Source organism: Microbacterium esteraromaticum (assembly GCF_014084045.1).
In the GTDB taxonomy this organism is placed as follows: Bacteria; Actinomycetota; Actinomycetes; order Actinomycetales; family Microbacteriaceae; genus Microbacterium; species Microbacterium esteraromaticum_D.
The window spans coordinates 855,228-877,401 of the sequence record NZ_CP043732.1; the positions used below are offsets into that span (position 1 = coordinate 855,228).

Sequence of the window (22,174 nt, forward strand, 5' to 3'; positions counted from 1 at the left end):
GCCAGTCCCGGCACACCGGAAACCACAGACCGAACGACCGCACGCCGGCGTGGCGACCCGCAACACGCCGCCCGCGCACCAGACCGTCCGAAACCCTCGACGCCAGTCCCGGCACACCGGAAGCCTCAGACCGAACGACCCCGCACCCGCGTGGCGACCCGCAACACGCCGCCCCCGCACCAGACCGTCCGAAACCCCCGACGGGTCAGGCGGATGCTGCGGCCGCAGCCGCCGCGGGCAGTGCGGCCTCGATCGCGAGCAGCTCCTCCTCGCCATGCGCGGCCATGACGAACCAGGCCTCGAAGACACTGGGCGGCAGGGCCACGCCCTGCTCGCGCATGGAGTGGAAGAACGGCGCGAACCGGAACGACTCCTGCGTCTGCGCGATCGCGTAGTCGCGCGGGGCCTCGGGGAGGAAGGCGACGCCGAACAGGTTGCCGGCGCGGGCCACCGAGTGCATCACTCCGGCATCCGTCAGTGCGTCATCCAGCGCCCCGGACAGCCGCGAGGCCGAGGCGTCGATCCGCGCGTACACCTCGGGGGTCGCGAGCCGCAGGGTCGTGATGCCCGCTGCGACCGAGAGCGGGTTCCCCGACAGGGTGCCCGCCTGGTAGACGGGGCCGACCGGAGCCAGCATGTCCATGACTGCGGCGCTGCCACCCAGCGCGGCCAGGGGCATCCCCCCGCCGACGACCTTGCCGAAGGTGATGATGTCGGGAACGTAGTGCTCGCCCTCCTGCTGCTGCAGACCCCAGAATCCGGCGGGGTGCACGCGGAAGCCGGTGAGCACCTCGTCGAGGATCATCAGCGCGCCATGCTCATGCGCGGTGTCGGCGATCAGCTTGTTGAAGCCGGGCAGCGGAGCGACGACGCCCATGTTCGCCGAAGCTGCCTCGACGATCACCGCGGCGATGCGGTCGCCGTGCTCGGCGAACACCGCGGCGAGGGCATCCGGGTCGTTGTAGTCGATGACCAGGGTCTGGGCGGCGATCGGCGCAGGCACACCCGCCGAGCCGGGCAGCGCGAGGGTGGCCACACCCGAGCCGGCGGCGGCGAGCAGCCCGTCGGAGTGCCCGTGATAGTGGCCCGAGAACTTCACCAGCAGGTCGCGGCCGGTCGCGCCGCGCGCGAGCCGGATGGCGGTCATGGTCGCCTCGGTGCCCGTCGAGACCAGGCGCACCCGCTCGACCGGGCGCACCTCGCCGTGCCGCACCCGCTCGGCGATCAGCTGGGCGAGCTCGACCTCGCCCTCGGTGGGCGCGCCGAACGAGAGGCCGCGGGCCGCGGCATCCTGAACCGCCTGCACGACCTCGGGATGCGCGTGGCCGAGCAGCGCAGGACCCCACGACGCGACGAGGTCGATGTACTCGCGTCCGTCCGCGTCGGTCACGCGGGCGCCCGACGCGGATGCCAGGAACCGCGGCGTGCCGCCGACGGAGCCGTAGGCCCGCACCGGCGAGTTCACTCCGCCGGGGATGACGGAGCGGGCGGTGTCGAACAGGGAGTCGTTGCGGTCCATGCATCCAGCCTACGGATGCCGGCTATGAGCGACTCCCGGCCGCAGATGCCGACGCCGATGCACACTCTTCCTCGAACTGCACACCCGACGAACGGATTCGTGTGCAGAACGGGGAGAAGTGTGCAGCCGCGTCTGCTCACCCCGACGTCAGCGCAGCCAGCGAGCCGCCTCGACCGCCCAGTACGTCAGCACCGCGTCGGCACCGGCGCGGCGGATCGACATCAGCGACTCGAGCACGGCCGCGCGGCGCTCGATCCAGCCGTTGGCCGCGGCGGCCTCGACCATCGCGTACTCGCCCGACACCTGGTACGCCCAGACGGGCACGTCGACCGCGTCGCGCACCTCGCGCAGCACGTCGAGGAAGCCCATCGCCGGCTTGACCATCACGATGTCGGCGCCCTCGTCCTGGTCGAACAGCGCCTCGCGCACGCCCTCGCGACGGTTGCCCGGATCCATCTGATACGTGCGACGGTCGCCCTTCAGCTGGGAGTCGACCGCCTCGCGGAACGGGCCGTAGAACGCGCTCGCGTACTTCGCCGAGTAGGCGAGCAGCAGGACGTCGTGAAAGCCCTCGTCGTCGAGCGCCTCGCGGATGATCGCGACCTGACCGTCCATCATGCCGCTGAGGCCGAGAAGCCGAGACCCCGCACCGGCCTGGGCCAGAGCCATCGAGGCGTAGCGCTCGAGGGTGGCATCGTTGTCCACCTCGCCCGAGTCGCCGAGAACCCCGCAGTGCCCGTGATCGGTGAACTCGTCGAGGCAGAGATCGGTCTGCACGACGAGCGCGTCGCCGACCTCTGCCGCCAGCGCAGCGGTGGCGACATTGAGGATGCCGTTCGGATCGTCGGCACCGGAGCCGATCGCATCGCGCACGGCGGGAACTCCGAAGAGCATCACCCCGCCGACACCCGCCTCGGCGGCCTGCGACGCCGTGGCCCTGAGCGAGTCCATGGAGTGCTGCACGACACCCGGCATCGAGCCGATCGGCGCGGCCTCGGTGAGACCCTCGCGCACGAACATCGGCAGCACGAGCCGGCGCGGTTCGAGAGAGGTCTCGCGCGCGAGCTCGCGCACCGGCGCGGACTGGCGAAGTCGGCGCAGCCGCGCCTCGGGGAACCGGCTCACGGTGCGAACTCGTCTGCCGCGTGCGGAAGGGTGAAGCGCGAGACGGTGTCGATGAGGGCGTCGACCGTCTGCTTGTCGGCGATCGCGGTGACCGGGAGGCCGGCCTTCTCGGCGTCCTTGGCGGTGCGAGGGCCGATCGCGGCGAGCATCGTCGTATCGGGGATCGCGGGGAACTGCTCGCGCACCTGCTTGGCGACCGAGCCGCTCGTGATCAGGATGGCGTTGATGCGGCCGTTCTCGACATCGCGGCGGATGCGATCGGTGACAGGCACGCCGACGGTGCGGTAGGCGACGACGCTGTCGACGTCGTGTCCCGCCTCGGTGAGCATGACCGACAGCACGGGCTTGGCGATCTCGCTGCGGAGAGTGAGCACGCGCTGCGCGTCGGGTTCGATCGAGATGATCTTCTCGGCCATGCCCGCTGCCGAGTTGTCGAGCTCGGGCATGAGCGCGACATCGTAGCCGGCCGCCTGGAGTGCAGTGGCGGTCGTCTCCCCGACGGCCGCGACCTTCGTGTGCGACGGGATCTCGACGCGGTGCGCGTAGAGCACGTCGACCGTCGTGGCGCTGGTGATGGTGAGCCAGTCGTACTCGCCGGCCTGCAGGCGGGCGAGCGCCGCGTCGAGGGCGTCCTGGTCGGTGGTCGGGGCGAAGTTGATCAGAGGCGCCACCACCGGCACCGCGCCGAGCGCACGCAGGCTGGCCGCGACGCCGTCGCCCCAGGGGCCGCCTCTGGGCACGAGAACGCGCCAGCCGTCGAGCGGCCTTGCGGTCTTGGTTTCGGAAGCAGTCATCTCGATCACTCTCAGGGGAGGAGGTCGGCCGCTCCCTGTTCGAGCAGCCGATGGGCCGCAGAGTCACCGAGCTCACGAGCTGTGCGCATCGGGTCTGCACCATCGGCAGCATCCGCTCCGTTGCCGCTGCCGTTCCGTCGAATATACCCCCTGCCCAGGGACTCGGTGGCGTCGAGTCCGATCCGGCGACTCCCGCCGGGTTCGTAGACGACCGCCCGCACCCGGATGCTGTCTCCTGTGACGACCGCGTGCGCCGCCATCGGCGCCTGGCATCCGGCCTCGAGTCCCGCGAGCACCGCCCGCTCGACCGTCACGGCGATGCGGGTGTCGAGGTCGTCGAGCCGCGCGAGGGCGTCGAGCAGCTCGGCCGGGGCGTCGGATGCGGTCTCCACAGCCAGTGCCCCCTGACCGGGGGCGGTCGGCCATTCGGCGAGGCCGAGCTCCTCACGACGCAGCGCCGTCTCCGCGCCGAGGCGGGTGAGTCCTGCGGCGGCGAGGATGACGGCGTCCAGCTCCCCGACGACACCCGCTCGAGGCGGGAGTCGACGTTGCCGCGGATGTCGACGACTTCCGCGTGCGGGGCCCGGCGACGCACCTGGGCGATCCGGCGCGGGGAGCCCGTGCCCACCGTGCTGCCGTGACGCAGCTCATGCAGCGGCGTTCCACCGCGCGTGATGACGACGTCCCTGGCATCCGCCCGCCGCGGGGTGGCCGCGATGACCAGCTCGGGCGGCACGGCAGTGGGAAGGTCTTTCAGGGAGTGCACGAGGATGTCGCACTCCCCCGCGATCAGCGCCTCCCTCAGCCGGTTGGCGAAGATGCCGGTGCCGCCGATCTCGGAGAGGGATGCCCGATTCGTGTCTCCTTCCGAGACGATGGGCACCAGCTCGACCGGCCGGCCCGCGATCTTCGCCAGCGCGTCGGCGACGTGACCGGACTGCGCCTGCGCGAGGGCGCTGCGACGGGTCCCGAGGCGGATCGGTGCGAGCGTCGTCACTGCAGCACTTCGGCGATCTCGTCGAGGCGCAGCCGGCGCCCCGTGTAGAAGGGCACCTCCTCCTTCACGTAGCGGCGAGCCTCGGTGTAGCGCAGGTCGCGCATGAGGTCGACGAGCTCGGTCGGGGAATCGGATTCGAGGGGCAGCAGCCACTCGTAGTCGCCGAGCGCGAAGGCGGCGACGGTGTTCGCGATGACGCCCGTGAACGCCGCTCCCCTGCGACCGTGGTCGGCGAGCATCTTGCGGCGCTCGGACTCATCGATCAGGTACCACTCGGGGGTGCGCACGAACGGGTACAGGCACAGCCACTGCTTCGGCTCGACGCCGCGCAGGAAGCCGGGCACGTGCGCACGGTTGAACTCGGCGTCACGGTGCACGCCCATGACGTTCCACACCGGAAGCAGGTTGCGCAGCAGGTCGGTGCGGCGCAGGCGGCGCAGGGCACGCTGAAGCTCTTCGACGGTGTCTCCGTGCAGCCACACCATCAGGTCGGCGTCGGCCTTGAGCCCGCTGACGTCGTAGAAGCCGCGGACGGTCACACCGGAGTCCTCGATGTGGCCGACGAGCGCCTCGAGCTCGCTCTCGTCGGTCTCGGGCGCCGGAGCGTCGGGGTTTCGACCCCACACGGCCCACAGGGTGAATCCGGACGGGGTGTCATCGCGCGTTTCGGACATGCATCCAGTCTGCCCCTTCTCGGCGGAGGGGGCGAACCCGCGACCCGTGCGGACGGTCAGCGCGAGATCGCGCGGGCGATCACCCAGACGAGACCGCCGACGGTCGCCGTTGCGGCGACGACGGCGGCGCCCGCGCCGATGGGATTGCGGTGCGCGAACGCGCGAGCGCGCACGACGCCCCGCGCGGTCGCCTTCTCGATGCGGCGAGGGAAGTTGCCTCTCACCTCGATGGCTGCGAGCGCTGCACGCAGCTCAGCACGGGCGGACTCGACCGGGTCGGTGAGCCCTGCCGGCACGGCGGTGCGCGGGAGGACGGTGCGAGCGAGCTCGGTGTTCTCAGAGTCGGTCATTGTCGGAGTCCCCCTTGATGAGACGCACATCGGTGGCGACGGCCTGGCCGGGGTTCTGCCGCGCGGTCACCTTGCGGAACCGCGAGATGCCCAGCAGCGCGAAGACCGCCACGAATACCAGCAGGAAGCCGAAGACGGCGAGCGCCGAGAGCCAGGCCGGCCACCACGAGCTGAGGCCGATGATGCCGAAGGCGAGCAGCACGGGGATCGCCCAGAACAGCAGGAAGAGGACGATGACGAACCAGAGGCTGCCGATGCCCGCGTCCTTCGCGGTGCGCGAGACCCACGCCTTCGCTGCGTCGATCTCGGCCGTGATGAGATTGCGCACCAGCTCGGGGAGGTCCCCGAGCAGGGTCAGCAGGCTGTCGTCGGCCCGGTCGCGGTATCCGCGGGGCATCCGTCAGGCCTTGTTCTTGGGCTTGGCGCTGGCGGGCTTGGCACCCTCAGAGCCGACCGGCTTGGCCGCAGGCATCGAGCCGCCCGACTTCGCGTCGCTCGACTCCTTCGCGTCGGCCACCTTCTCGGCGGCGTCCTTCGTCGCGTCGATGGCGCCGTCGAGCTTCTCCCCGGGAGTGGCGCCCGACTTCGAGACGGCCTTGACGACCTTCACCGCTCCGGTCCACACGGCACCGGGCACAGCGGCCGCCTGCGACTTGGCGAAGTCCTGCACCCGCGAGACCTGCTCCTGAACGGGGTCGAGGTTCCACACCTTCAGCCACTGCGTCTTGATCTGCTCGTAGCGCTCGCGCCCCGCTCGACTGCCGAGGACGTAGCCTGCGCCGAGTCCGATGACGAGTCCGATCTTCCCCTTCATGAGGGCCTCCTGACGTTGGTTGCGGCCTCTTTCGCGTTCAAGGGTAACCGCATATTCCCGATTCGGCATCTGCCCTTGCGCCCGATGGCCGTTGGATGTAACGGAGGCGGGCGGTCAGTCCCAGAGCAGCCCCGCGCGCAGCCGGTCGGCTTCGGCGACGGCATCCGGGATCACCTGCGCGAGCCCGGTGCCCGCGACCCAGGCGCCGACCACCGCGAGCCCGGAGATGGCAGTCACCGCGGTGCGGATGGCGGCCCGGCGCTCGGTCGCTCCGATCAGCGACGACGGCTGCGCCTGCACGTGGCGGGCGCGGTGGGCGGCGAGCAGCTGCGGCTCGCGCAGGGCGACGCCGAGAAGAGCGGATGCCTCCGACAGGGCGAGCGCGGCGGCTGCAGCGTCGTCGAGGGCGGCCGTCGCCGCCGGCTCGCCCTGGCTGCCGAACGAGACCCGGACGAGATGCCGGCCGGCCGCCGCCTCACGCAGCCAGCCCCACTTGGCGGTCGAGTGCGTCAGCGCCTTCGCCGTGTGGCTGCCAGGCACGGTGAGCACACCGCTACCGCGCGGAGCGGCGTCGAGCTCGGGGGCGTCCAGGAGCAGCGTGACGATCTCGATCGCGGGCGCGGCACCGGGGTCGCCGAGACCGCTGACATGCGGGTCGATGAGGTGCCGCGCGGGAGGCTCGGCGGTGGCGACGATGACACCGGTCGCCGTCAGGGAGGTCTCTGCAGGGGCATCCGCGCCCTCGTCAGAGAGCGACTCGATCCCCACCGTCCATCGCCCTGCCTCGCGGTCGAGGCGGATCGCACGCGTGCCGGTGCGCAGCTCGACACCGTATGCGGCGAGGTCGGCGCGCAGCGCCTCGACGAGCCGCCCCATGCCACCGACGAGGCCGAGCACTGCGGCGCCCGGCACCTTGCCCTTGCGCTCGGCGGCCAGCAGCCCCACCGCACCGCTCAGCGATCCGATGCGAGTGAGGGCGGCGTTGAGCCCGGGGGCGGCGACGTCGGTGTCGACGTCATCGGGGTCGGCGGAGTACACGCCGGCGGTGACGGGGGCGACGAGGCGGTCGCGCACGCGCGCGCCCATCCTCGAGCCGACGAGGCGGCCCAGGCTGCGCTCGTGCCCGACGGTGAGCGGCGGGCGAAGGCGGTCGATGTACGCGCGCCAGGCTCCTCGCCAGCCGATGATGCGGCGCACGTCGTCCTGGAAGGGGTTGGCGGGGATGCCGAGCAGGCTCCCCGCCGGCAGGGGTGCGTCCTCGGCATCCGGGATGCCACAGAGCCAGGCCCCGCCGCCCTGCGGCGAGACCACGGAGTCGCCGAGCCCGAGCTCGTCGACCAGTGCGCGCACATGACCGCCCCGCGTGGCGAAGCTCTCGGCGCCGACGTCGACGACGACGCCGTCGAGCTCGGCGGTGCGGATGCTTCCGCCCAGCGTCTCCGACGCCTCGAGAAGCGTCACCCGCATGCCGACCTTCGCGCACTCGCGCGCGGCGACGAGACCGCCGATCCCGCCGCCGATCACGACGACGTGCTGCTGCGCGGCACGAGCCGCCAGTTCGGGGGAATGCTCGGAGGTCATGCTGAGATTCTCGCACCGGGGGCTATGCGCCGGATCGGCGGACAGGCGTTCACCGCTCAGGACGGCAGGTGGTCTCCAGAGCGGAGCGCCGGGGTAGAGGTGCGAGGCTCCTCGGCTGCGGCCAGGAGCGCCGGTCAGAGCTCGCCGTGGGCGAGCTGCACGATGCGGGTCAGCTGGTCGGGGTCGGTCTCAGGCGGGACGCCATGACCGAGGTTGAGGACATGTCCCTTCGCATCGCGACCGCGGGCGATCACGTGACGCACGTGCGCCTCGAGCACCGGCCAGGGTGCCTGCAGCAGCGCCGGGTCGATGTTGCCCTGCACCGCGGTGTCGGGTCCGATGATGCGGATCGCCTCGTCGAGCGGCATCCGCCAGTCGACGCCCACTGCGTCTGCGACGCCGTCGAGCCGCATGTCGGCGAGGAACGGTCCGGTGCCGACGCCGAAGTGGATGCTCGGCAGGCCGATGCCCTCGAGGGCGGCCTTCGAATGAGGGGCGATGTGAGCGCGGTAATCGGCGGTGCTGAGCGAGCCGGCCCACGAGTCGAACAGCTGCACGACCGAGGCGCCGGCGTCGCGCTGGATCTCGAGGAAGCGGCGCGAGATGCGCGAGAGCCAGCCGGCCAGTGCGTTCCATGCGCCGGGGTCGGCGTGCATCATGGCGCGGGCGCGCAGGTGCTCCTTCGACGGGCCGCCCTCGATCAGGTAGGCGGCGAGGGTGAACGGCGCGCCGGCGAAGCCGATGAGCGGAGTGCCGCCGAGCTCGGCCACGGTGAGGCGGACGGCCTCGGCGATCGCGGTGCCGTCGAGGTCTGCGGGGTCGATCTGCGTGATCCTCGCGACGTCGTCGGCCGTGCGCACCGGGTCGGCGAAGACCGGGCCGCGACCGGGCTCGATCTCGACCTCGACGCCGGCCAGGCGCAGCGGGATGACGATGTCGCTGAAGAACACGGCGGCGTCGACCTTGTGCCTGCGCACTGGCTGGAGGGTGATCTCGGAGGCGAGGTCGGGGGTGAGGCAGGCGTCCAGCATCCGGGTGCCGACCCGCAGCTCGCGATACTCGGGCAGCGACCGCCCGGCCTGACGCATGAACCAGACGGGGGTGCGCTCGGGGGTCTCGCCTGCGAGGGCGCGCAGCAGATCACTCATTCCGCCATCCTCGCACCGCACTCCTATGCGCCCGCCGGGGAGGCACCGCCACCCGGGGTTAGGTCGCCCTTGGATGCCCCTCAAAGGCAGGCGGCGTAGACTTGCCCCGTGCTGCTCTGCGTGACGGCGAGTCACAAGACCGCCTCTTTCGAACTGCTCGAACGCCTCAGCCGCCACCCCGAGACCGTCGCCCCCAGCCTGATGGCTGCAGGCGCGCAGGGAGCCGTCGTGCTCGCCACCTGCAACCGATTCGAAGCCTATGTGGAGGCCGATGAGGTGGATTCGGAGGCGGTGATCGAGACGGTCGCGCAGGCCACCGGCATCCCCTCGGCAGATCTCTCCGGGTCGTATCAGGTCGTGGACGACCCGCACGTCGCCGAACACCTCTTCTCGGTCGCATCCGGACTCGAATCGGTCGTGTCGGGTGAGGGCGAGATCGCCGGGCAGGTGCGCCGGGCCCTCAGCGGGGCTCGCGAGCAGGGCACCACCTCGCCCCAGCTCGAGCGCCTGTTCCAGCGCGCCAGCCAGGCCCAGCGCAAGGTCAAGAACGTCACCGCGCTGCACCGCGCCGGCCGATCGCTCGTGCGCCTCTCGCTGGAGTTGGCCGACAGCCGCATCGCCGACTGGAGCGCCGAGCGCGTGCTGCTCGTCGGCACCGGCTCGTATGCCGCCGTCACCCTCGCGACGCTGCGTGAGCGCGGCGCCGTCGACATCTCGGTCTACTCCCCGTCGGGCCGCGCCGTGCCGTTCGCCAAGAAGCACGGCATCCGCCCGGTCTCGGCCGACGACTACGCGACTGTCGCGCAGCGCTCGTCGCTGCTGATCACCTGCACGTCCACCGAGATGGTGCTGGGGCCGGCGCAGTTCGAGCGCCAGGCAGGGGCGGCGACCGGATGCCCGGTGCCCGGCCACTCCGCCTCGCAGCTCGTCATCGACCTCGGGATGCCCCGCAACGTCGATCCCACTGTGGCTCAGCTCGAAGGGGTCGCCCTCCTCGATCTCGAGACGATCCGCCTGCACGCGCCCCTCGAAGAGCTGCACGCGACCGACGCTGCACGCGACGTCGTGCGCGAGGCGGCCGAGAGCTTCCACCTCGACGGGTCGCGGCAGAGCGTGACGCCCGCGGTCGTCGCGCTGCGCACGCACATCTTCGGACTGCTCGAGGCGGAGATCGACCGCGCTCGGCGCCGCGGAGACGAGAACGGCCTGGTCGAGCAGGCGATGCGCCACCTCGCCGGCGTGCTGCTGCACACCCCCACGACGCGGGCGCACGAGCTCGCCGCCGAGGGTCGTGCCGACGAGTTCCACGCTGCGCTCGAGACGCTGTACGGCCTGACCGCCGAGTCGGGCGCCGCGTCCGACGCCGCAACAGCCTGAGTCGTCGGGAGCCAGGCGATCCACCCGCCGGTGCGACACTGGTGTGCATGCTTCTCGACGACGGTCCCTTCTTCCACGGCACAACCGCGGCGCTGCAGCCGGGAGACCTCCTGACGGCGGGATTCCCCTCGAACTACAGGCCCGAGATCCTCATGAACCACGTCTACTTCACGGCGCTGCGCGACGGGGCCGGCCTAGCCGCCGAGCTGGCAGCGGAGCTAGCATCCGGCGACGCGGCACCGCACGTCTACCGGGTCGAGCCGACAGGCGAATTCGAGGACGACCCGAACGTCACCGACAAGAAGTTCCCCGGCAACCCCACACGGTCGTACCGCACCGCCCATCCGCTGGGGATCGTCGAGGAGGTCCACGACTGGACGCGACTCTCGCCCGCGGATCTGCAGACCTGGCGCGAGCGGCTCGCCGGGCTGCGCGAGAGCCGCGCCGAGATCATCAACTAGGTCGCTCGCGCGTCACCCACCGCTCACCGCGTCAGGCCAACGCGAGCGTGACGCCCGTCGCATGCAGGATGTGCTCCTGGAACATCGCCCGGATCCGCTCCGCCTCGCCGTCGCGCTGCGCCTGCACGAGCAGGTCGTACAGCTCGGTGTGGCGTTCGAGCATGTGCTCGGAGCCACCCCTGACACCCAGTGACGCACGCAGCGCAAGACTCAGCTGATCGCGGATGCCGCGGTACGCGGAAGACAGCCGCGCGAGGCCTGCCGCATCGACGATCGCCGAGTGGAAGGCGACATCGCTCTCCGCAAGGGCGATGGCATCGTCGCTCTCGACAGCGGCAGCCATGTCGTCGAGAGCGGCGCGGGCCGAACCGATGTCCGTTCCATTGGCGATGAGGTGCCGCACGGCGAAGTCCTCGAGGGCGATGCGCATCGCGCACAGCTCCGTGACGGCCTCATCCGCAAGGGCGGCGACCGTGTAGCTGCGATTCGGGGATCGGTCGACGAGGCCTTCGCTGGCCAGAAGGCTCAGCGCCTCGCGAACCGGCGAACGGCTCACGCCCATCTCGCGCGCGATGACCGAATCGCGCAGCCGCTCGCCCGGGGCGAAGTCGCCGCGCAGCACCGCCGCCTTGATGCGCGCGTACGTCTCGTCGACGAGCAGCACGGGACTGACTGCGGTGAAGGCGGGTGGGCCGGCCGCGCCGTCGTTCTGCGTCATCTGATCAGCATCTCACATCCTACTTTTGCCGACTGTCGACAGTTTTGTATAGACTGCGGGACCAGGAGGTCGAAGATGAGCACCAGAGCTTTCGCCGGGAGAATCGGCAGTGAGACCCTGATCGGGACGTTCGCCGCAGGGGGGTCGTCCGCTGCGGCCGAGCTCATCGCCGGGCTCGGCTTCGACGTGGTCTGCATCGATGCTGAGCACACCGCCCTCGACACCAGGGATGTCGAAGACCTCGTACGAGCAGTCGAGGCAGGGGGCTCCGTCCCGATCGTGCGGGTCGTCGAGTCGGGCCCCGACATCGGCCGGGCACTCGATTCCGGCGCCCGCGGAGTGATGGTCCCGCGCGTCGAGAGCCGGGCACAGGCCGAGGACGCCGTCGCCCGCGCGCTCTATCCGCCGACGGGTCGCCGCGGGGCGGGTCCAGGACGCGCCTCCGCCTACGGCCGCGACCTGGCGAGATACCTCCGCGAGGCCAACGACGCGATCGTCGTCATGGCGCAGATCGAGACGATGCTCGCGGTCGAGCGCATCACCGAGATCGCTGCGACCCCCGGCCTCGACATGGTGTTCATCGGACCGGGCGACCTCGCCGCGTCCCTCGGCGCGGCTCCCGGCAGCGAGGCGCATTCGGCCGCGATCGAGCGCATCATCGACGGATGCCGCGCATGCGGCGTGCCGACAGGGATCTACGTATCCGGTGCCGACGAGATCCCCGAGCTGCGAGCGCGCGGAGTGGAGTTCTTCCTGATCCAGGCCGATCTCGCCTTCATGGCGACGGCGGCGATCGACGCCGAGCGCGCATGCCGTCGGGCCGTGGGTCGAGAAGACACCCGCACCACGACATGACCGCACGGGTCGCCTCGGTCCACGACCACCCATCCCGAGTTCACTTCGCACATCATCAGAGCAATGCCCATCCAATGGCGGAAGAGGAGCACACATGACAGAACCCCAGCTGGGCACCGAGCACGGTCGCCCATCGTCACCTGAAGGAGCGAAACGGTCGGCGCGCACCTCGATCGCCGTGGGCTTCGGCACCGCGATCGAGTGGTACGACTACCTGCTGTACGCGTACACGGCCGGCATCATCATCGCCCCGCTGTTCTTCCCCAGCTCGACGGGAGCCGTGGGTCTGCTGGCATCGTTCGCCACGTTCGCCGTCGGGTTCATCGCCCGTCCCATCGGCGGACTGGTGCTCGGTGCGCTGAGCGACCGCTGGGGCAGGCGCCCCGTGCTGATGTTCTCGATCGTGCTCATCGGAGCGGCGACGACGGCCATCGGCCTGCTGCCGCCGTACTCGGCGATCGGCGTATGGGCACCCGTGCTTCTCGTGCTGCTGCGGATCATCCAGGGCTTCGGCGCGGGCGCCGAGCTCGCGGGGGCCATCACGCTCGCCAACGAGAGCGCGGGTCGGCGGCGCAAGGGATTCCGTTCCGCCATGGCCATGGCCGGCGGCGGCGTCGGCGGACTGGTGGCCCTGACGATCGTGACGAGCATGAGCACCGCCCTCTCCGAGGACGCCTTCATGGACTGGGGCTGGCGCGTGCCCTTCCTCTTCAGTGCGGTGCTCACGATCGTCGGCATCCTGCTTCGGCGCTCCCTCGAGGAGTCGCCCGAGTTCACGGCTGTCGAGCAGGCTCGTCGCGAGGGCGTCGTCCGCGAAGCGCGGATCAATCCGCTGATCGCGTTCGGCCGAGCCGTCAAAGCCAACCCGCGCAACTGGATCGCCGCGTTCCTGATCCCGACCGGACTCAACGTCACCGGATACGGGGTCACGGCCTTCGGCATCAGCTACCTGGTCGGAACCGTCGGGATGTCGACGAACGACGGGCTCGTCGTCAACCTCGTCGTCTCGGCGATCATGGTGGTCGGCATCCTGCTGTTCGGCTGGCTGTGCGACAAGATCGGCGCGCAGCGCGTGATGATCGTCAGCGTCATCGGCGGCGTGGTGCTCGCCGTGCCGTACTACTGGCTCCTCGACACGGGCGACCTGCTGACAGCCACTCTCGCGAGCTGCCTCATGATCGCTCTCGGGTGGGCGGCGGCTGGAGCAGCCCACTCCATCCTGATGCCCGTGTACTTCCCGGCGGAGATCCGTTCCACGGGTCTGTTCTCCGCGCGCGAGCTGCAGGGTGCGCTCGTCGCGGGACCCGCGCCGTTCATCGCCACCGCCCTCATGGCGGCGATGGGCGGAGCCCCCTGGGGAGCAGCCGGCATGCTCATCGCCGCTCACCTGATCACCCTCGTGGGCCTTCTGATCGCACGACCCCAGGTGGGACGCGCGGAGTACGAGCAGACCCCGGCGTTCGCCGGCATCCGCCTGGCGGAGACCCCGGTGACGACCGCCGACACACCCCGAAAGGACTATTGAGTTGTCTGACTACGCTCCGCTGCGCCGTCGCTTCCCCCGGCCCGCCGACATCGTCCCCTTCCTGCGACTGAAATCGCACAGGGGGATGCCCAGGGCGGACCGGCGTGTGGCCGACGCGCACTCGATCGACGATCTGAGGTCTCTGGCGAAGCGCCGCACGCCGACGGGCCCGTTCCACTACGTCGACGGCGGTGCGGATCAGGAGGTGAGCCTGCGTCGGATCCGCGAGGCGTTCGACGCCGTCGAGTTCGCGCCGCGAGTGCTGCGAGACGTGCACGAGATCGACACCTCGACCACGATCCTCGGCGCACGGAGCGAGCTGCCCTTCGGCTTCGGCCCGACCGGCGGCACCCGCATGATGCACGCAGCCGGCGAGATCGCCGTCGCCAGGGTCGCCGAGCGTGCCGGGATCCCGTACGCTCTCTCGACCGTCGGCACGACCTCGATCGCCGGCCTCGCGTCCGCCGCCGGCGGTGCGCGGCGGTGGTTCCAGATGTATCCCCTCGGCGATCGCGACCGCTCGGTGCGGATGCTCGACGAAGCGCGCCGGCACGGATACGACACGCTCGTCGTGACGGTGGACGGGCCCGTCGTCGGCAACAAGCTGCGGGATCTGCGCACGGGGATGTCGTACCCCCCGCAGCTCACTCTGCGCACCTTCCTCGACGCCTCGTACCGCGTGGAGTGGTGGATGAACCTGCTGACGACCGAGCCGTACCGCTTCACCTACGAGGAGGACGACGCTCCTCGTTCGCAGCTGGCCACCGTGTCGGGCTTCCTCGACAACTCGGTCACGTTCGACGATCTGGCCTGGATCCGCGAGACCTGGGACGGGCCGATCATGCTGAAGGGCATCCAGACGATCGACGATGCGCTCCGCGCAGCGGACGCCGGTGTGGAGAGCATCGTGCTCTCCAACCACGGCGGACGTCAGCTCGATCGCTCCCGCACCCCGCTGAACATCCTGCAGCCGGTGGCGACTCGGGTGGGTCACCAGGTCGAGGTGGTGCTGGACTCCGGCATCCGGACGGGCGCCGACATCGTCGCGGCGATCGCGCTCGGTGCACGGTTCACCCTCGTCGGTCGGGCCTACCTCTACGGCTTGATGGCCGGCGGCGAAGCGGGGGTCGCGCGCTCGGTCGCCATTCTGCGCTCGGAGATCGAGCGCACCATGGCGCTGCTGGGTGCGACCCGCATCGACGAGCTCACCCCCGACATGGTGGGTCTGCTGCCGAGCCGCCTCTCCTGAGGCGGCTCCGCCGGCGAGGTGCGCGAACGCCGGGTCCCGGCTGACGCGACCCCGCTCGGAGACTCATCCGGCCTGGGGCCCGAGGCCGGGAGCAGAATCGGTCATCGCGCGGATCGAACCATGGCCGTGTCATCCGGTGTCTCGAAGCCGAATCGTCGATACAGCGCGTGTGCGTCACCGGTGAACAGCATCCATCTGAAGCTGGATCCGGGCCCGTCATCGATCATCAGCTGCACGAGGCGCGTGCCGAGCCCGCTGCCGCGGTGACCCTCGATCACGAAGACATCTGCAAGGTATGCGAAGCTGACGCCGTCCGACACTGCTCGCGCGAAGCCGACCTGCTCCCCGGTGTCGCGCCGGTATGCACCGACGACGCGCCATGCATCCGCGATCTGCGCCTCGACATCGGCCCGGCTGCGCTGCCGGCCCCAATAAGCCTTCGTCGACAGCCAGCCCCACACCACATCGGGCTGAATCCGAGACGGGTCATCGTCGAGTTCGTAGTCCACCCGCCAATTATTCATCCACCGGAGACACCGCCGCCCACGCCCGTGAGAGCATGAGCCTTCGGGAGGCGCGATGACACAGGAGCTGTACTCGGACGCGAGATTGTATGACCTGCTCTTTCCGGCGGACGACGTCGCCGTCGACTTCTACCGCGCCGAGGCCGGCAGCGCGGGTGAACGCGTGCTCGAACTCGGATCCGGCACCGGACACAAGCTGATCCCGGTTGCGGCCGACGGACATCAGAGCGTGGGTCTCGACCTGTCGCCGGCCATGCTGGCTGAAGCGCGACGGAAGGCCGATGAACGAGGCGTCTCGGTCGAGTGGCGACACGGCGACATGAGCGACTTCGACCTGGACGGCGAGTTCGACCTCATCTTCATCGCGGCCAACGCACTGCTGCACCTGCACGAGGCCGATGACATCGTGCAGTGCTTTCGCGCGGTCAGGCGGCACCTCGCACCCGGCGGGCGGTTCGCGTTCGATGTCTTCAACCCCAGCGTGCGGCTCCTCGCCGGCGCCGATGGCACGCGACGCCCGCGCACCTGCTTCACCGACCCGGACCGGGGCGACGTCCGCGTCGACGTCGACGACGCCTACGACGCGGCCGCGCAGGTGACCCGCGGAACGTGGTACTTCTCGACAGACTCCGAATCCGACTTTCAGAAGGTGTCCCTTGCCGTGCGGAGCATCTTCCCGCAGGAGCTTCCCGTGCTCCTCGAACTCGGCGGCCTCCGGCTGATCGAGCGCTTCGGCGACTGGGATCGTGCGCTGTTCACTGCGGACTCGTCGATACAGCTCTGTGTGTGCGAATCCGACGCCTGAGCATGCGAGGCGCCTGATTGCGAGAGGATAGCCCCATGGCCCTTCACATCACCGGAGACACCGCCGCCGACGACCTGCTCACGAACAATCCGCTCGCCCTGCTGATCGGGATGCTGCTCGACCAGCAGGTGCCCATGGAGACCGCCTTCGCCGGCCCGCTCAAGATCGAGCAGCGCACCGGGGCGGCCGACGCGGCCGCGATCGCGGGGATGGATCCGGATGCCTTCCTCGAGGCGTTCAGGCAGACACCGGCCGTGCACCGGTTCCCCGGCTCGATGGCCGCGCGCGTGCAGACCCTCTGCCAGAGCCTCGTCGACGAGTGGGGCGGCGAGGCGTCCGCTCTGTGGACCGCCGGTGACCCCGACGGCGCCGAGGTGCTCAAGCGGCTGAAGAAGCTGCCCGGATTCGGAGAGCAGAAGGCGAAGATCTTCCTGGCCCTGCTCGGCAAGCAGTACGGCTTCACCGGCGAGGGCTGGCGCGAGGCATCCGCCCCCTACGGCGAGCAGAACGCGTACCGCAGCGTCGCCGACATCGTCTCGCCCGAGTCGCTGACCAAGGTGCGCGAGCACAAGAAGGCGATGAAGGCAGCCGCGAAGGCGGAGAAGTGAGACAGACCGGCGACGACGTCGCCGGCCTGATCGCGCGCTCCGCGCCGGCGACCAGGCGTCGGGATGCCGAGACGCTGACGGCGCTGATGCAGGAGATCTCGGGCCGCGATCCCGCGACGTGGGGCACGATCATCGGCTTCGGCCGGGTGCACTACCGCTACCCCACCGGCACCGAGGGCGAGTCCGGCCTGCTCGGCTTCGCACCGCGCAAGGCTGCGACGACCATCTATCTGCTCGACGGCGTCGGTGCCCACGCCGAAGATCTGGCGGCTCTCGGCCCGCACACCACAGGCGTCGGATGCCTCTACATCAAAGACCTCGAGCAGGTGGACGTCGATGTGCTGCGGCGCATCCTGACCCGCTCGCTCGCCTGGGTCGAGGCAGGCGGGAGCGAGGGGATGCAGCTCACGGTCGTGAGCTGAACCGCCGCTCGCCACGTGCGCTTCGCGCGGGAGGCGTGCGCCCGGAATCGTCAGCCTGGTGATGCGAAGACGACGGTCTCGCCCCCCGCCGGGCGAACGGCGAGCACGATCGCGGCCACGCCGAGGAACGCGACGGCGGCGGCCGTGATCAGAGGGATCAGAGCGAACAGGGCGCTCAGCTGCGCCTGGTCATCGATCGACCCTGCGACGGCGATGGCATTGGGCGCGAGCTGTGCGAACACGACCGCGATCAGCGCCCACAGCGGGGCCCGGTTGAACGGTCGGGGCACGACGGCGATGCGTGCGATCTGCACCGTCGCCACGATGGCGAGCGCGAGGGTGATGACATCCATCGACGTGGTCAGCATGGTCACGAGCCCGAGATCCCGGCCGAATCCGCTCATGTCCATGGGCGAGGAACCGGCGAGCAGCATCGCCGAGACCGCGGTGAACAGCGGACCACTCAGCAGCTGCCAGACGGCGAGCGCGATGACCGCGCTCGTGCCGAGGGGTCGGCGCGCCGAGACGCTCCCTGGCCGTCCCAGGCCGATCGCGAAGACGCCGGCACCCACCGCGAAGAGCGCGGTCGAGAGGCCGAAGGACATCCCGAACGCGAGCTCGGGCGGCGCCAGTTCGAGCAGCGCCGACGCCACGAACAGCACGCCACCCGTGATCCAGGTGCGCCGCCGCGAACGCGTCGCATCGGCTGCGGTGTCCACCTCGATCATGCGCTCACCCTAGCGCCGCCGAGGGCCGCGGGCGCTCAGCCGCGGGCGAGACGCTCGGCTTCCTTGGCGGCGACGATCTTGCGCAGGCCCGAGCTCGAGAAGCGGTGGTTGCGGCTGTTGAAGTACAGCTCGATGCCGGCCTCTTCGCAGTAGCTGCGGCCGGTGAAGTCGCGGTCTTCGTACTCGTCGCCGACGATGCGGACATCGAGCTTGAAGGAGCGCAGGATGTCCTCGAGGTCCTGCTCGGTCGAGTACGGCACGATCTCGTCGACGTACTCGCAGCCGCGCAGCTGGATGTAGCGCTCGACGACGGTCTGCGTCGGAGCGTTCTTCTCGGGACGGTCGAGCGTCGGGTCCATCTGCAGACCGCAGATCAGGTAGTCGCACTGGCGCTTCGCCTCGGCGAGCATCATGATGTGCCCGGCGTGCAGCAGGTCGAAGGTGGAGAACGTGATCCCCACCCGGGGCCCGGGGTTGTAGTCCTGGTGCTTCTTGACGGTCTCGCTCATGGCGTCCTTCCGAATCGGCTTCAGGAGATTCTATTGGGCACGGCTGAGCCGCATCCCCAGGGGCGCAGCCGGGCATCCATCGCCTGGAAGTCTGCGAGCGAGAGCCTCGAGCCGCCGTTCCAGGCGCGCTCCGCCATCGCACGCAGCGGCGAACGGATGCCGGCGGCCACCTCCTCTGCGGTCTGCGCCTGCGGGCGGTCCGACCAGATCGCGAACGAGCAGCCGAGCAGAGTCGGCGGGTACGGTCGCGTGATCTCCTGACGGACCGTGGACTGGCCCTCCTCGCCCCACAGCCTCGGGAAGAGGCCCGGATGCCAGTCCTCGTCCCAGATGCGCTCAGCCGTCGGGTACCGGTAGCCGGCGTTCTCGCCGAGCACGTAGTAGAAGAGCGAGTCGTTGACGTTCACCAGGCGGTGACCGGCGGCCACCGCCTCCGCCACCGGCCGCATGGACGCGTGCCAATTGGTCCACCAGGTGAGCACGATCTCGCTGTGCAGCGTCGCGACCTCACTGCGAAGCATCCCGTCGTTCCACGCGCGCGCCTGCAGGCCGCGGCCACGCAGGTGCGTCGCGATCGCGTTCACGAAATCGGTGAGCAGGTCGAACCCGGTGCCCGCCGCGCCGTACCGCGCGTGCGCGGCCTCGGTCAGCGCCGGATAGTCCCCGATCCGCTCGAAGGCGACGAACTCGTCGCCGCCGAGGTTCCATTTCGTGCTGTGCGGAAACGCGTCGGCCATGTCGTCGACCAGCCGACGCGCGAACTCGAGCGCCTCGTCGCGCGTGATGTCCAGGGCGTGATCCGTGCCCACGATGCCGCCGGCAGCGGGATCCTCCGGCTCCTCCCCCGGTGGCAGGCGAAGATCAGGATGGGCGGAGAGCACCTGCCGCAGATGACCGGGCATGTCGAGCGACGGCACCACGTCGATGTGCAGGTCGCGCGCGGTCTCGAGGATGAGCCCGGCCTCGGCGCGCGTGATGTGGTCGGGCGAGACCACCTCGGGGAAGGCGACCGATTCGAGCCGGAACCCCTCGTTCTCGGAGAAGTGCCACTGGAAGACGTTGATGCCGACGTCTGCCGCGTCGTGCAGCATCCGGATGATCCACTCGGCCGAGTAGTGCTTGCGGGCGGCGTCGAGGTGGATTCCGCGCTCGGCGACCGCGGGGGCGCTCTCGACCCGCCCTGTCGGCACGAGGCCCTGGGCACGCAGGTTGTGCAGCAGCTGGCGGGTGGCGCGGAACGCACCGGCGGGGGTCGCCGCGCGCACCTCGATGTCGTCGGCGACGTGGATGGCGAACGCCTCCCCGATCAGCGAGGGCGCCGCGACATCGGCTTCGCTCAGCACGATGCGGCTCTCGTCGCCGTCCGGGATGCCGAGGCACGCCAGCTCCTGCTGCAGTCGGCGTGCCTCGACGTCGAAGCGGCGGCTTCCGGCGACGACATGCGCCGCTGCCGGCCGCCAGCTGCCGCCGGCAGGCGCGAACGCGCTCGGCTGCGGGATGGCGAGCCACTCCGGCGGCGCCGCGGTCATCCCTTGACGCTGCCCTCTTCGACGCCCTTGAAGAACTGCTTCTGCAGCACCGCGAACAGGATGATGATGGGCACCAGCGCGATCATCGTTCCCGCGGCGATCACCCGGGGATTCGCCCCGAACGTCGAGTTGAGGTAGTCCATGCCGACTGTCAGCGTGTAGTTCGCCGGGTCGGAGAGCACGACGAGCGGCCACAGGAACTCATCCCAGGCGCCGATGAACGAGAACAGGGCGACCACCGAGACCATGCCGCGGATGTTCGGCCAGACGATGTGCCGCAGGCGCTGCATCGTGTTGGCGCCGTCGATGGTCGCGGCGTCGAGCGTGTCGCCCGGGATCATGCGGCACGCGGCCGCCATGAGCAGCACGTTGATCGCCGCGATCGCACCGGGGAGGAACACGCCCCACAGCGTGTTCGCGAGGCCGAGCGACTTCACCGTGAGGTACTGACTCGTGAGCGTGACCTCGCCGGGCAGCAGCAGCGTCGAGAAGAAGATCGCCATCACGATGCCCTTGCCGCGGAACTTCAGGCAGCCGAGGGCGTAGCCGCCGAGCGTTGCGAAGATGACGTTCGTGATCACGGTTCCGACGCCGACCATCAGCGAGTTGCGCGCGTAGTCGAGCACCGGGATGGTGCGGAACACCTCGGCGTAGTGCTCGACGGTCGGCGCCTGCGGGATGAGCGTCGGCGGGAAGTCGTAGATGTTCTCGGAGCCGCCCTTGAACGAGGTCGAGAGCTGCCACAGGAACGGGAAGACCATGATGCCGAGCACGACGATCAGCAGCGCGTACTTGGCGATCAGGCCCCCGAGCGAGGGCTTCATGATGTCGGCCGAGCCGGCCGTGCGGTACGGCCGATCGCGACGGGGGCGCTCGGACGAGCGGCTCGCGCGCTTCTCGATCAGGCTCATGCCTTCACCTCCGCAGCGCGTCCGGCGGCGCGTGCGGCGCGCCGGGCGCGCCGGTTGTTCAGCGCCTCACGGAGCATGTCGCCGTTGTTGGCGATTCCGACGAACAGCAGTGGGACGAGCGTGAGCAGGAACAGCACGAGCGAGATCGCCGATGCGTAGCCGATCTGCCCGTTGAGGCCCTTGCCCATGCCCTGGATCAGCATCACCATGCTCATCGAGCGACCGCCTGGCCCGCCCGAGCCGCCCGAGAGCACGTAGAGCTCGGTGAACACGCGCATGGCCGCGACGCAGATGAGCACCGACACGAGCATCATCGGCCCGCGGACCCCGGGGACCGTGACAGACCAGAACCGGCGCCAGGCGCCTGCTCCGTCCATCGCGGCTGCCTCGTGCAGCTCCCGGCCGACATTGCCCAGCGCCGCGAGGTACACGACCATGTAGTAGCCGAGTCCCTTCCAGACGGTCAGGCCGATCGCGCAGAAGATGAGCAGCCACCGATCGGAGAGGAACTCGATCGGGCGGTCGGCCAGGCCGAAGAACGCGAGCGCCGAGTTGAATGTGCCGGTGCTCGAGAACAGGAACTCCCATACGATCGCGACGACCACGGCCGAGGCGATGACCGGGAAGTAGAACGTCGTGCGGAAGAACCCGATGCCGGGGATCTTCGCATGCACGAGCAGAGCCAGCAGCAGCGGCAGGAATGTCAGCAGCGGCACGCAGACCGCGACGTAGACGAGCGACGTCGTCAGCGCGTAGCCGAATCGCTCGTCGCCGGCGAGCCTGACGAAGTTCTCCAGGCCCACGAACTCGACGGGACGGAGGGGGCGGGCATCGGTGAACGCCAGCACGATCGTGTTCAGGAACGGCCACAGTGCGAACACCAGGACCCAGACCACGCCGGGCAGCACGAGCAGGTACGGCGTGTACCAGCGCTGTCTTCTCATCTGCTCA

The 22,174-nt window shown here is 70.1% G+C and carries 24 protein-coding genes and 1 pseudogene; 8 read left to right on the forward strand and 17 right to left on the reverse strand.

Annotated features, from left to right (window positions below; genetic code table 11):
* Positions 1-205 precede the first annotated feature (205 nt).
* The 10 genes and pseudogenes from FVO59_RS04115 to hemE all read right to left on the reverse strand — a co-directional run bounded on the left by FVO59_RS04115 (position 206) and on the right by hemE (position 9,002).
* Positions 206-1,519, reverse strand: a complete 1,314-nt coding sequence (locus FVO59_RS04115) for a glutamate-1-semialdehyde 2,1-aminomutase (protein WP_182254932.1) — start codon at positions 1,517-1,519, stop codon at positions 206-208.
* A 147-nt stretch (positions 1,520-1,666) separates the two neighbouring features.
* A complete protein-coding gene (gene hemB / locus FVO59_RS04120; RefSeq protein WP_182254934.1) occupies positions 1,667-2,644 on the reverse strand; it encodes a porphobilinogen synthase in 978 nt (325 codons plus the stop codon).
* The gene (locus FVO59_RS04125; RefSeq protein WP_182254936.1) at positions 2,641-3,438 is read right to left on the reverse strand and encodes a uroporphyrinogen-III synthase; all 798 of its coding nucleotides are present in this window, start codon (positions 3,436-3,438) and stop codon (positions 2,641-2,643) included. Before FVO59_RS04125 ends, hemB begins: the two co-directional genes overlap by 4 nt.
* 11 nt (positions 3,439-3,449) lie before the next feature.
* A pseudogene (gene hemC, locus FVO59_RS16725) lies at positions 3,450-4,435 on the reverse strand (hydroxymethylbilane synthase).
* Entirely contained in the window at positions 4,432-5,109 is a 678-nt protein-coding gene (gene hemQ, locus FVO59_RS04135) for a hydrogen peroxide-dependent heme synthase (protein ID WP_182254938.1), read from the reverse strand. Before hemQ ends, hemC begins: the two are co-directional and overlap by 4 nt.
* 56 nt (positions 5,110-5,165) lie before the next feature.
* Positions 5,166-5,459, reverse strand: coding sequence for a hypothetical protein (locus FVO59_RS04140; protein ID WP_182254940.1), 294 nt, complete (start codon positions 5,457-5,459; stop codon positions 5,166-5,168).
* Complete coding sequence (locus FVO59_RS04145; protein ID WP_182254942.1) at positions 5,446-5,856, reverse strand: phage holin family protein; 411 nt, start codon at positions 5,854-5,856, stop codon at positions 5,446-5,448. The genes FVO59_RS04140 and FVO59_RS04145 overlap by 14 nt, the downstream gene beginning before the upstream one ends.
* A gap of 3 nt (positions 5,857-5,859) precedes the next feature.
* Entirely contained in the window at positions 5,860-6,273 is a 414-nt protein-coding gene (locus tag FVO59_RS04150) for a hypothetical protein (RefSeq protein ID WP_182254944.1), read from the reverse strand.
* A gap of 114 nt (positions 6,274-6,387) precedes the next feature.
* The gene (locus FVO59_RS04155; RefSeq protein ID WP_182254946.1) at positions 6,388-7,854 is read right to left on the reverse strand and encodes a protoporphyrinogen/coproporphyrinogen oxidase; all 1,467 of its coding nucleotides are present in this window, start codon (positions 7,852-7,854) and stop codon (positions 6,388-6,390) included.
* Positions 7,855-7,988: 134 nt separating this feature from the next.
* Positions 7,989-9,002 (reverse strand): uroporphyrinogen decarboxylase, encoded by a 1,014-nt coding sequence (gene hemE / locus FVO59_RS04160; RefSeq protein WP_182254948.1) that lies wholly within the window; start codon positions 9,000-9,002, stop codon positions 7,989-7,991.
* 108 nt (positions 9,003-9,110) lie between these two features.
* Between hemE and FVO59_RS04165 the strand changes: the two genes are divergently transcribed.
* Both FVO59_RS04165 and arr read left to right on the forward strand, forming a co-directional pair.
* On the forward strand, positions 9,111-10,379 hold the full coding sequence (locus FVO59_RS04165; RefSeq protein WP_182254950.1) for a glutamyl-tRNA reductase: 1,269 nt from the start codon (positions 9,111-9,113) through the stop codon (positions 10,377-10,379).
* A gap of 47 nt (positions 10,380-10,426) precedes the next feature.
* On the forward strand, positions 10,427-10,840 hold the full coding sequence (arr, locus tag FVO59_RS04170; protein WP_430736333.1) for an NAD(+)--rifampin ADP-ribosyltransferase: 414 nt from the start codon (positions 10,427-10,429) through the stop codon (positions 10,838-10,840).
* A gap of 31 nt (positions 10,841-10,871) precedes the next feature.
* Here the strand turns inward: arr and FVO59_RS04175 are convergent, their stop codons facing one another.
* A complete protein-coding gene (locus tag FVO59_RS04175; RefSeq protein WP_182254954.1) occupies positions 10,872-11,558 on the reverse strand; it encodes a GntR family transcriptional regulator in 687 nt (228 codons plus the stop codon).
* 75 nt (positions 11,559-11,633) lie between these two features.
* Between FVO59_RS04175 and FVO59_RS04180 the strand changes: the two genes are divergently transcribed.
* From FVO59_RS04180 to FVO59_RS04190, 3 genes are all read left to right on the forward strand, one after another.
* Positions 11,634-12,413: an HpcH/HpaI aldolase family protein gene (locus FVO59_RS04180; protein WP_182254956.1), complete on the forward strand. Its 780-nt coding sequence runs from the start codon at positions 11,634-11,636 to the stop codon at positions 12,411-12,413.
* Positions 12,414-12,507: 94 nt separating this feature from the next.
* Positions 12,508-13,938, forward strand: a complete 1,431-nt coding sequence (locus FVO59_RS04185; RefSeq protein ID WP_182254958.1) for an MFS transporter — start codon at positions 12,508-12,510, stop codon at positions 13,936-13,938.
* Between the two features lies 1 nt (position 13,939).
* Positions 13,940-15,187, forward strand: a complete 1,248-nt coding sequence (locus FVO59_RS04190; RefSeq protein ID WP_259363429.1) for an alpha-hydroxy acid oxidase — start codon at positions 13,940-13,942, stop codon at positions 15,185-15,187.
* Between the two features lie 101 nt (positions 15,188-15,288).
* Here the strand turns inward: FVO59_RS04190 and FVO59_RS04195 are convergent, their stop codons facing one another.
* Complete coding sequence (locus FVO59_RS04195) at positions 15,289-15,696, reverse strand: GNAT family N-acetyltransferase (RefSeq protein WP_259363430.1); 408 nt, start codon at positions 15,694-15,696, stop codon at positions 15,289-15,291.
* A gap of 70 nt (positions 15,697-15,766) precedes the next feature.
* Here FVO59_RS04195 and FVO59_RS04200 point away from each other — a divergent pair, with 70 nt between their 5' ends.
* The 3 genes from FVO59_RS04200 to FVO59_RS04210 are packed head-to-tail and all read left to right on the forward strand — an operon-like array spanning position 15,767 to position 17,546.
* Complete coding sequence (locus FVO59_RS04200) at positions 15,767-16,516, forward strand: class I SAM-dependent methyltransferase (RefSeq protein ID WP_182254962.1); 750 nt, start codon at positions 15,767-15,769, stop codon at positions 16,514-16,516.
* 35 nt (positions 16,517-16,551) lie between these two features.
* Complete coding sequence (locus tag FVO59_RS04205) at positions 16,552-17,124, forward strand: HhH-GPD-type base excision DNA repair protein (protein ID WP_182254964.1); 573 nt, start codon at positions 16,552-16,554, stop codon at positions 17,122-17,124.
* Entirely contained in the window at positions 17,121-17,546 is a 426-nt protein-coding gene (locus tag FVO59_RS04210) for a DUF1801 domain-containing protein (protein WP_182254966.1), read from the forward strand. The genes FVO59_RS04205 and FVO59_RS04210 overlap by 4 nt, the downstream gene beginning before the upstream one ends.
* A 50-nt stretch (positions 17,547-17,596) precedes the next feature.
* On the opposite strand, the gene FVO59_RS04215 is transcribed toward FVO59_RS04210, so the two are convergent.
* The 5 genes from FVO59_RS04215 to FVO59_RS04235 are packed head-to-tail and all read right to left on the reverse strand — an operon-like array spanning position 17,597 to position 22,167.
* Positions 17,597-18,274 carry a hypothetical protein gene (locus tag FVO59_RS04215; protein ID WP_182254968.1) on the reverse strand — a complete coding sequence of 226 codons (678 nt, stop codon included), beginning with the start codon at positions 18,272-18,274 and terminating at the stop codon, positions 17,597-17,599.
* A gap of 35 nt (positions 18,275-18,309) precedes the next feature.
* A complete protein-coding gene (locus FVO59_RS04220) occupies positions 18,310-18,783 on the reverse strand; it encodes an adenylyltransferase/cytidyltransferase family protein (RefSeq protein ID WP_182254970.1) in 474 nt (157 codons plus the stop codon).
* 20 nt (positions 18,784-18,803) lie between these two features.
* Positions 18,804-20,312, reverse strand: coding sequence for a family 20 glycosylhydrolase (locus FVO59_RS04225; protein ID WP_182254972.1), 1,509 nt, complete (start codon positions 20,310-20,312; stop codon positions 18,804-18,806).
* Positions 20,309-21,223: a carbohydrate ABC transporter permease gene (locus FVO59_RS04230; protein ID WP_182254974.1), complete on the reverse strand. Its 915-nt coding sequence runs from the start codon at positions 21,221-21,223 to the stop codon at positions 20,309-20,311. Before FVO59_RS04230 ends, FVO59_RS04225 begins: the two co-directional genes overlap by 4 nt.
* Positions 21,220-22,167 carry a carbohydrate ABC transporter permease gene (locus FVO59_RS04235; protein ID WP_182254976.1) on the reverse strand — a complete coding sequence of 316 codons (948 nt, stop codon included), beginning with the start codon at positions 22,165-22,167 and terminating at the stop codon, positions 21,220-21,222. The genes FVO59_RS04230 and FVO59_RS04235 overlap by 4 nt, the downstream gene beginning before the upstream one ends.
* Positions 22,168-22,174 lie beyond the last annotated feature (7 nt).

Bases quoted from the DNA above. Each gene is read 5' to 3' on its own strand.
- FVO59_RS04115 (WP_182254932.1), bottom strand. From the start codon at position 1,519: ATGGACCGCAACGACTCCCTGTTCGACACCGCCCGCTCCGTCATCCCC.
- FVO59_RS04125 (WP_182254936.1), bottom strand. From the start codon at position 3,438: ATGACTGCTTCCGAAACCAAGACCGCAAGGCCGCTCGACGGCTGGCGC.
- hemQ (WP_182254938.1), bottom strand. From the start codon at position 5,109: ATGTCCGAAACGCGCGATGACACCCCGTCCGGATTCACCCTGTGGGCC.
- FVO59_RS04140 (WP_182254940.1), bottom strand. From the start codon at position 5,459: ATGACCGACTCTGAGAACACCGAGCTCGCTCGCACCGTCCTCCCGCGC.
- FVO59_RS04145 (WP_182254942.1), bottom strand. From the start codon at position 5,856: ATGCCCCGCGGATACCGCGACCGGGCCGACGACAGCCTGCTGACCCTG.
- FVO59_RS04150 (WP_182254944.1), bottom strand. From the start codon at position 6,273: ATGAAGGGGAAGATCGGACTCGTCATCGGACTCGGCGCAGGCTACGTC.
- FVO59_RS04155 (WP_182254946.1), bottom strand. From the start codon at position 7,854: ATGACCTCCGAGCATTCCCCCGAACTGGCGGCTCGTGCCGCGCAGCAG.
- hemE (WP_182254948.1), bottom strand. From the start codon at position 9,002: ATGAGTGATCTGCTGCGCGCCCTCGCAGGCGAGACCCCCGAGCGCACC.
- arr (WP_430736333.1), top strand. From the start codon at position 10,427: ATGCTTCTCGACGACGGTCCCTTCTTCCACGGCACAACCGCGGCGCTG.
- FVO59_RS04175 (WP_182254954.1), bottom strand. From the start codon at position 11,558: ATGACGCAGAACGACGGCGCGGCCGGCCCACCCGCCTTCACCGCAGTC.
- FVO59_RS04180 (WP_182254956.1), top strand. From the start codon at position 11,634: ATGAGCACCAGAGCTTTCGCCGGGAGAATCGGCAGTGAGACCCTGATC.
- FVO59_RS04185 (WP_182254958.1), top strand. From the start codon at position 12,508: ATGACAGAACCCCAGCTGGGCACCGAGCACGGTCGCCCATCGTCACCT.
- FVO59_RS04200 (WP_182254962.1), top strand. From the start codon at position 15,767: ATGACACAGGAGCTGTACTCGGACGCGAGATTGTATGACCTGCTCTTT.
- FVO59_RS04205 (WP_182254964.1), top strand. From the start codon at position 16,552: ATGGCCCTTCACATCACCGGAGACACCGCCGCCGACGACCTGCTCACG.
- FVO59_RS04215 (WP_182254968.1), bottom strand. From the start codon at position 18,274: ATGATCGAGGTGGACACCGCAGCCGATGCGACGCGTTCGCGGCGGCGC.
- FVO59_RS04220 (WP_182254970.1), bottom strand. From the start codon at position 18,783: ATGAGCGAGACCGTCAAGAAGCACCAGGACTACAACCCCGGGCCCCGG.
- FVO59_RS04225 (WP_182254972.1), bottom strand. From the start codon at position 20,312: ATGACCGCGGCGCCGCCGGAGTGGCTCGCCATCCCGCAGCCGAGCGCG.
- FVO59_RS04230 (WP_182254974.1), bottom strand. From the start codon at position 21,223: ATGAGCCTGATCGAGAAGCGCGCGAGCCGCTCGTCCGAGCGCCCCCGT.
- FVO59_RS04235 (WP_182254976.1), bottom strand. From the start codon at position 22,167: ATGAGAAGACAGCGCTGGTACACGCCGTACCTGCTCGTGCTGCCCGGC.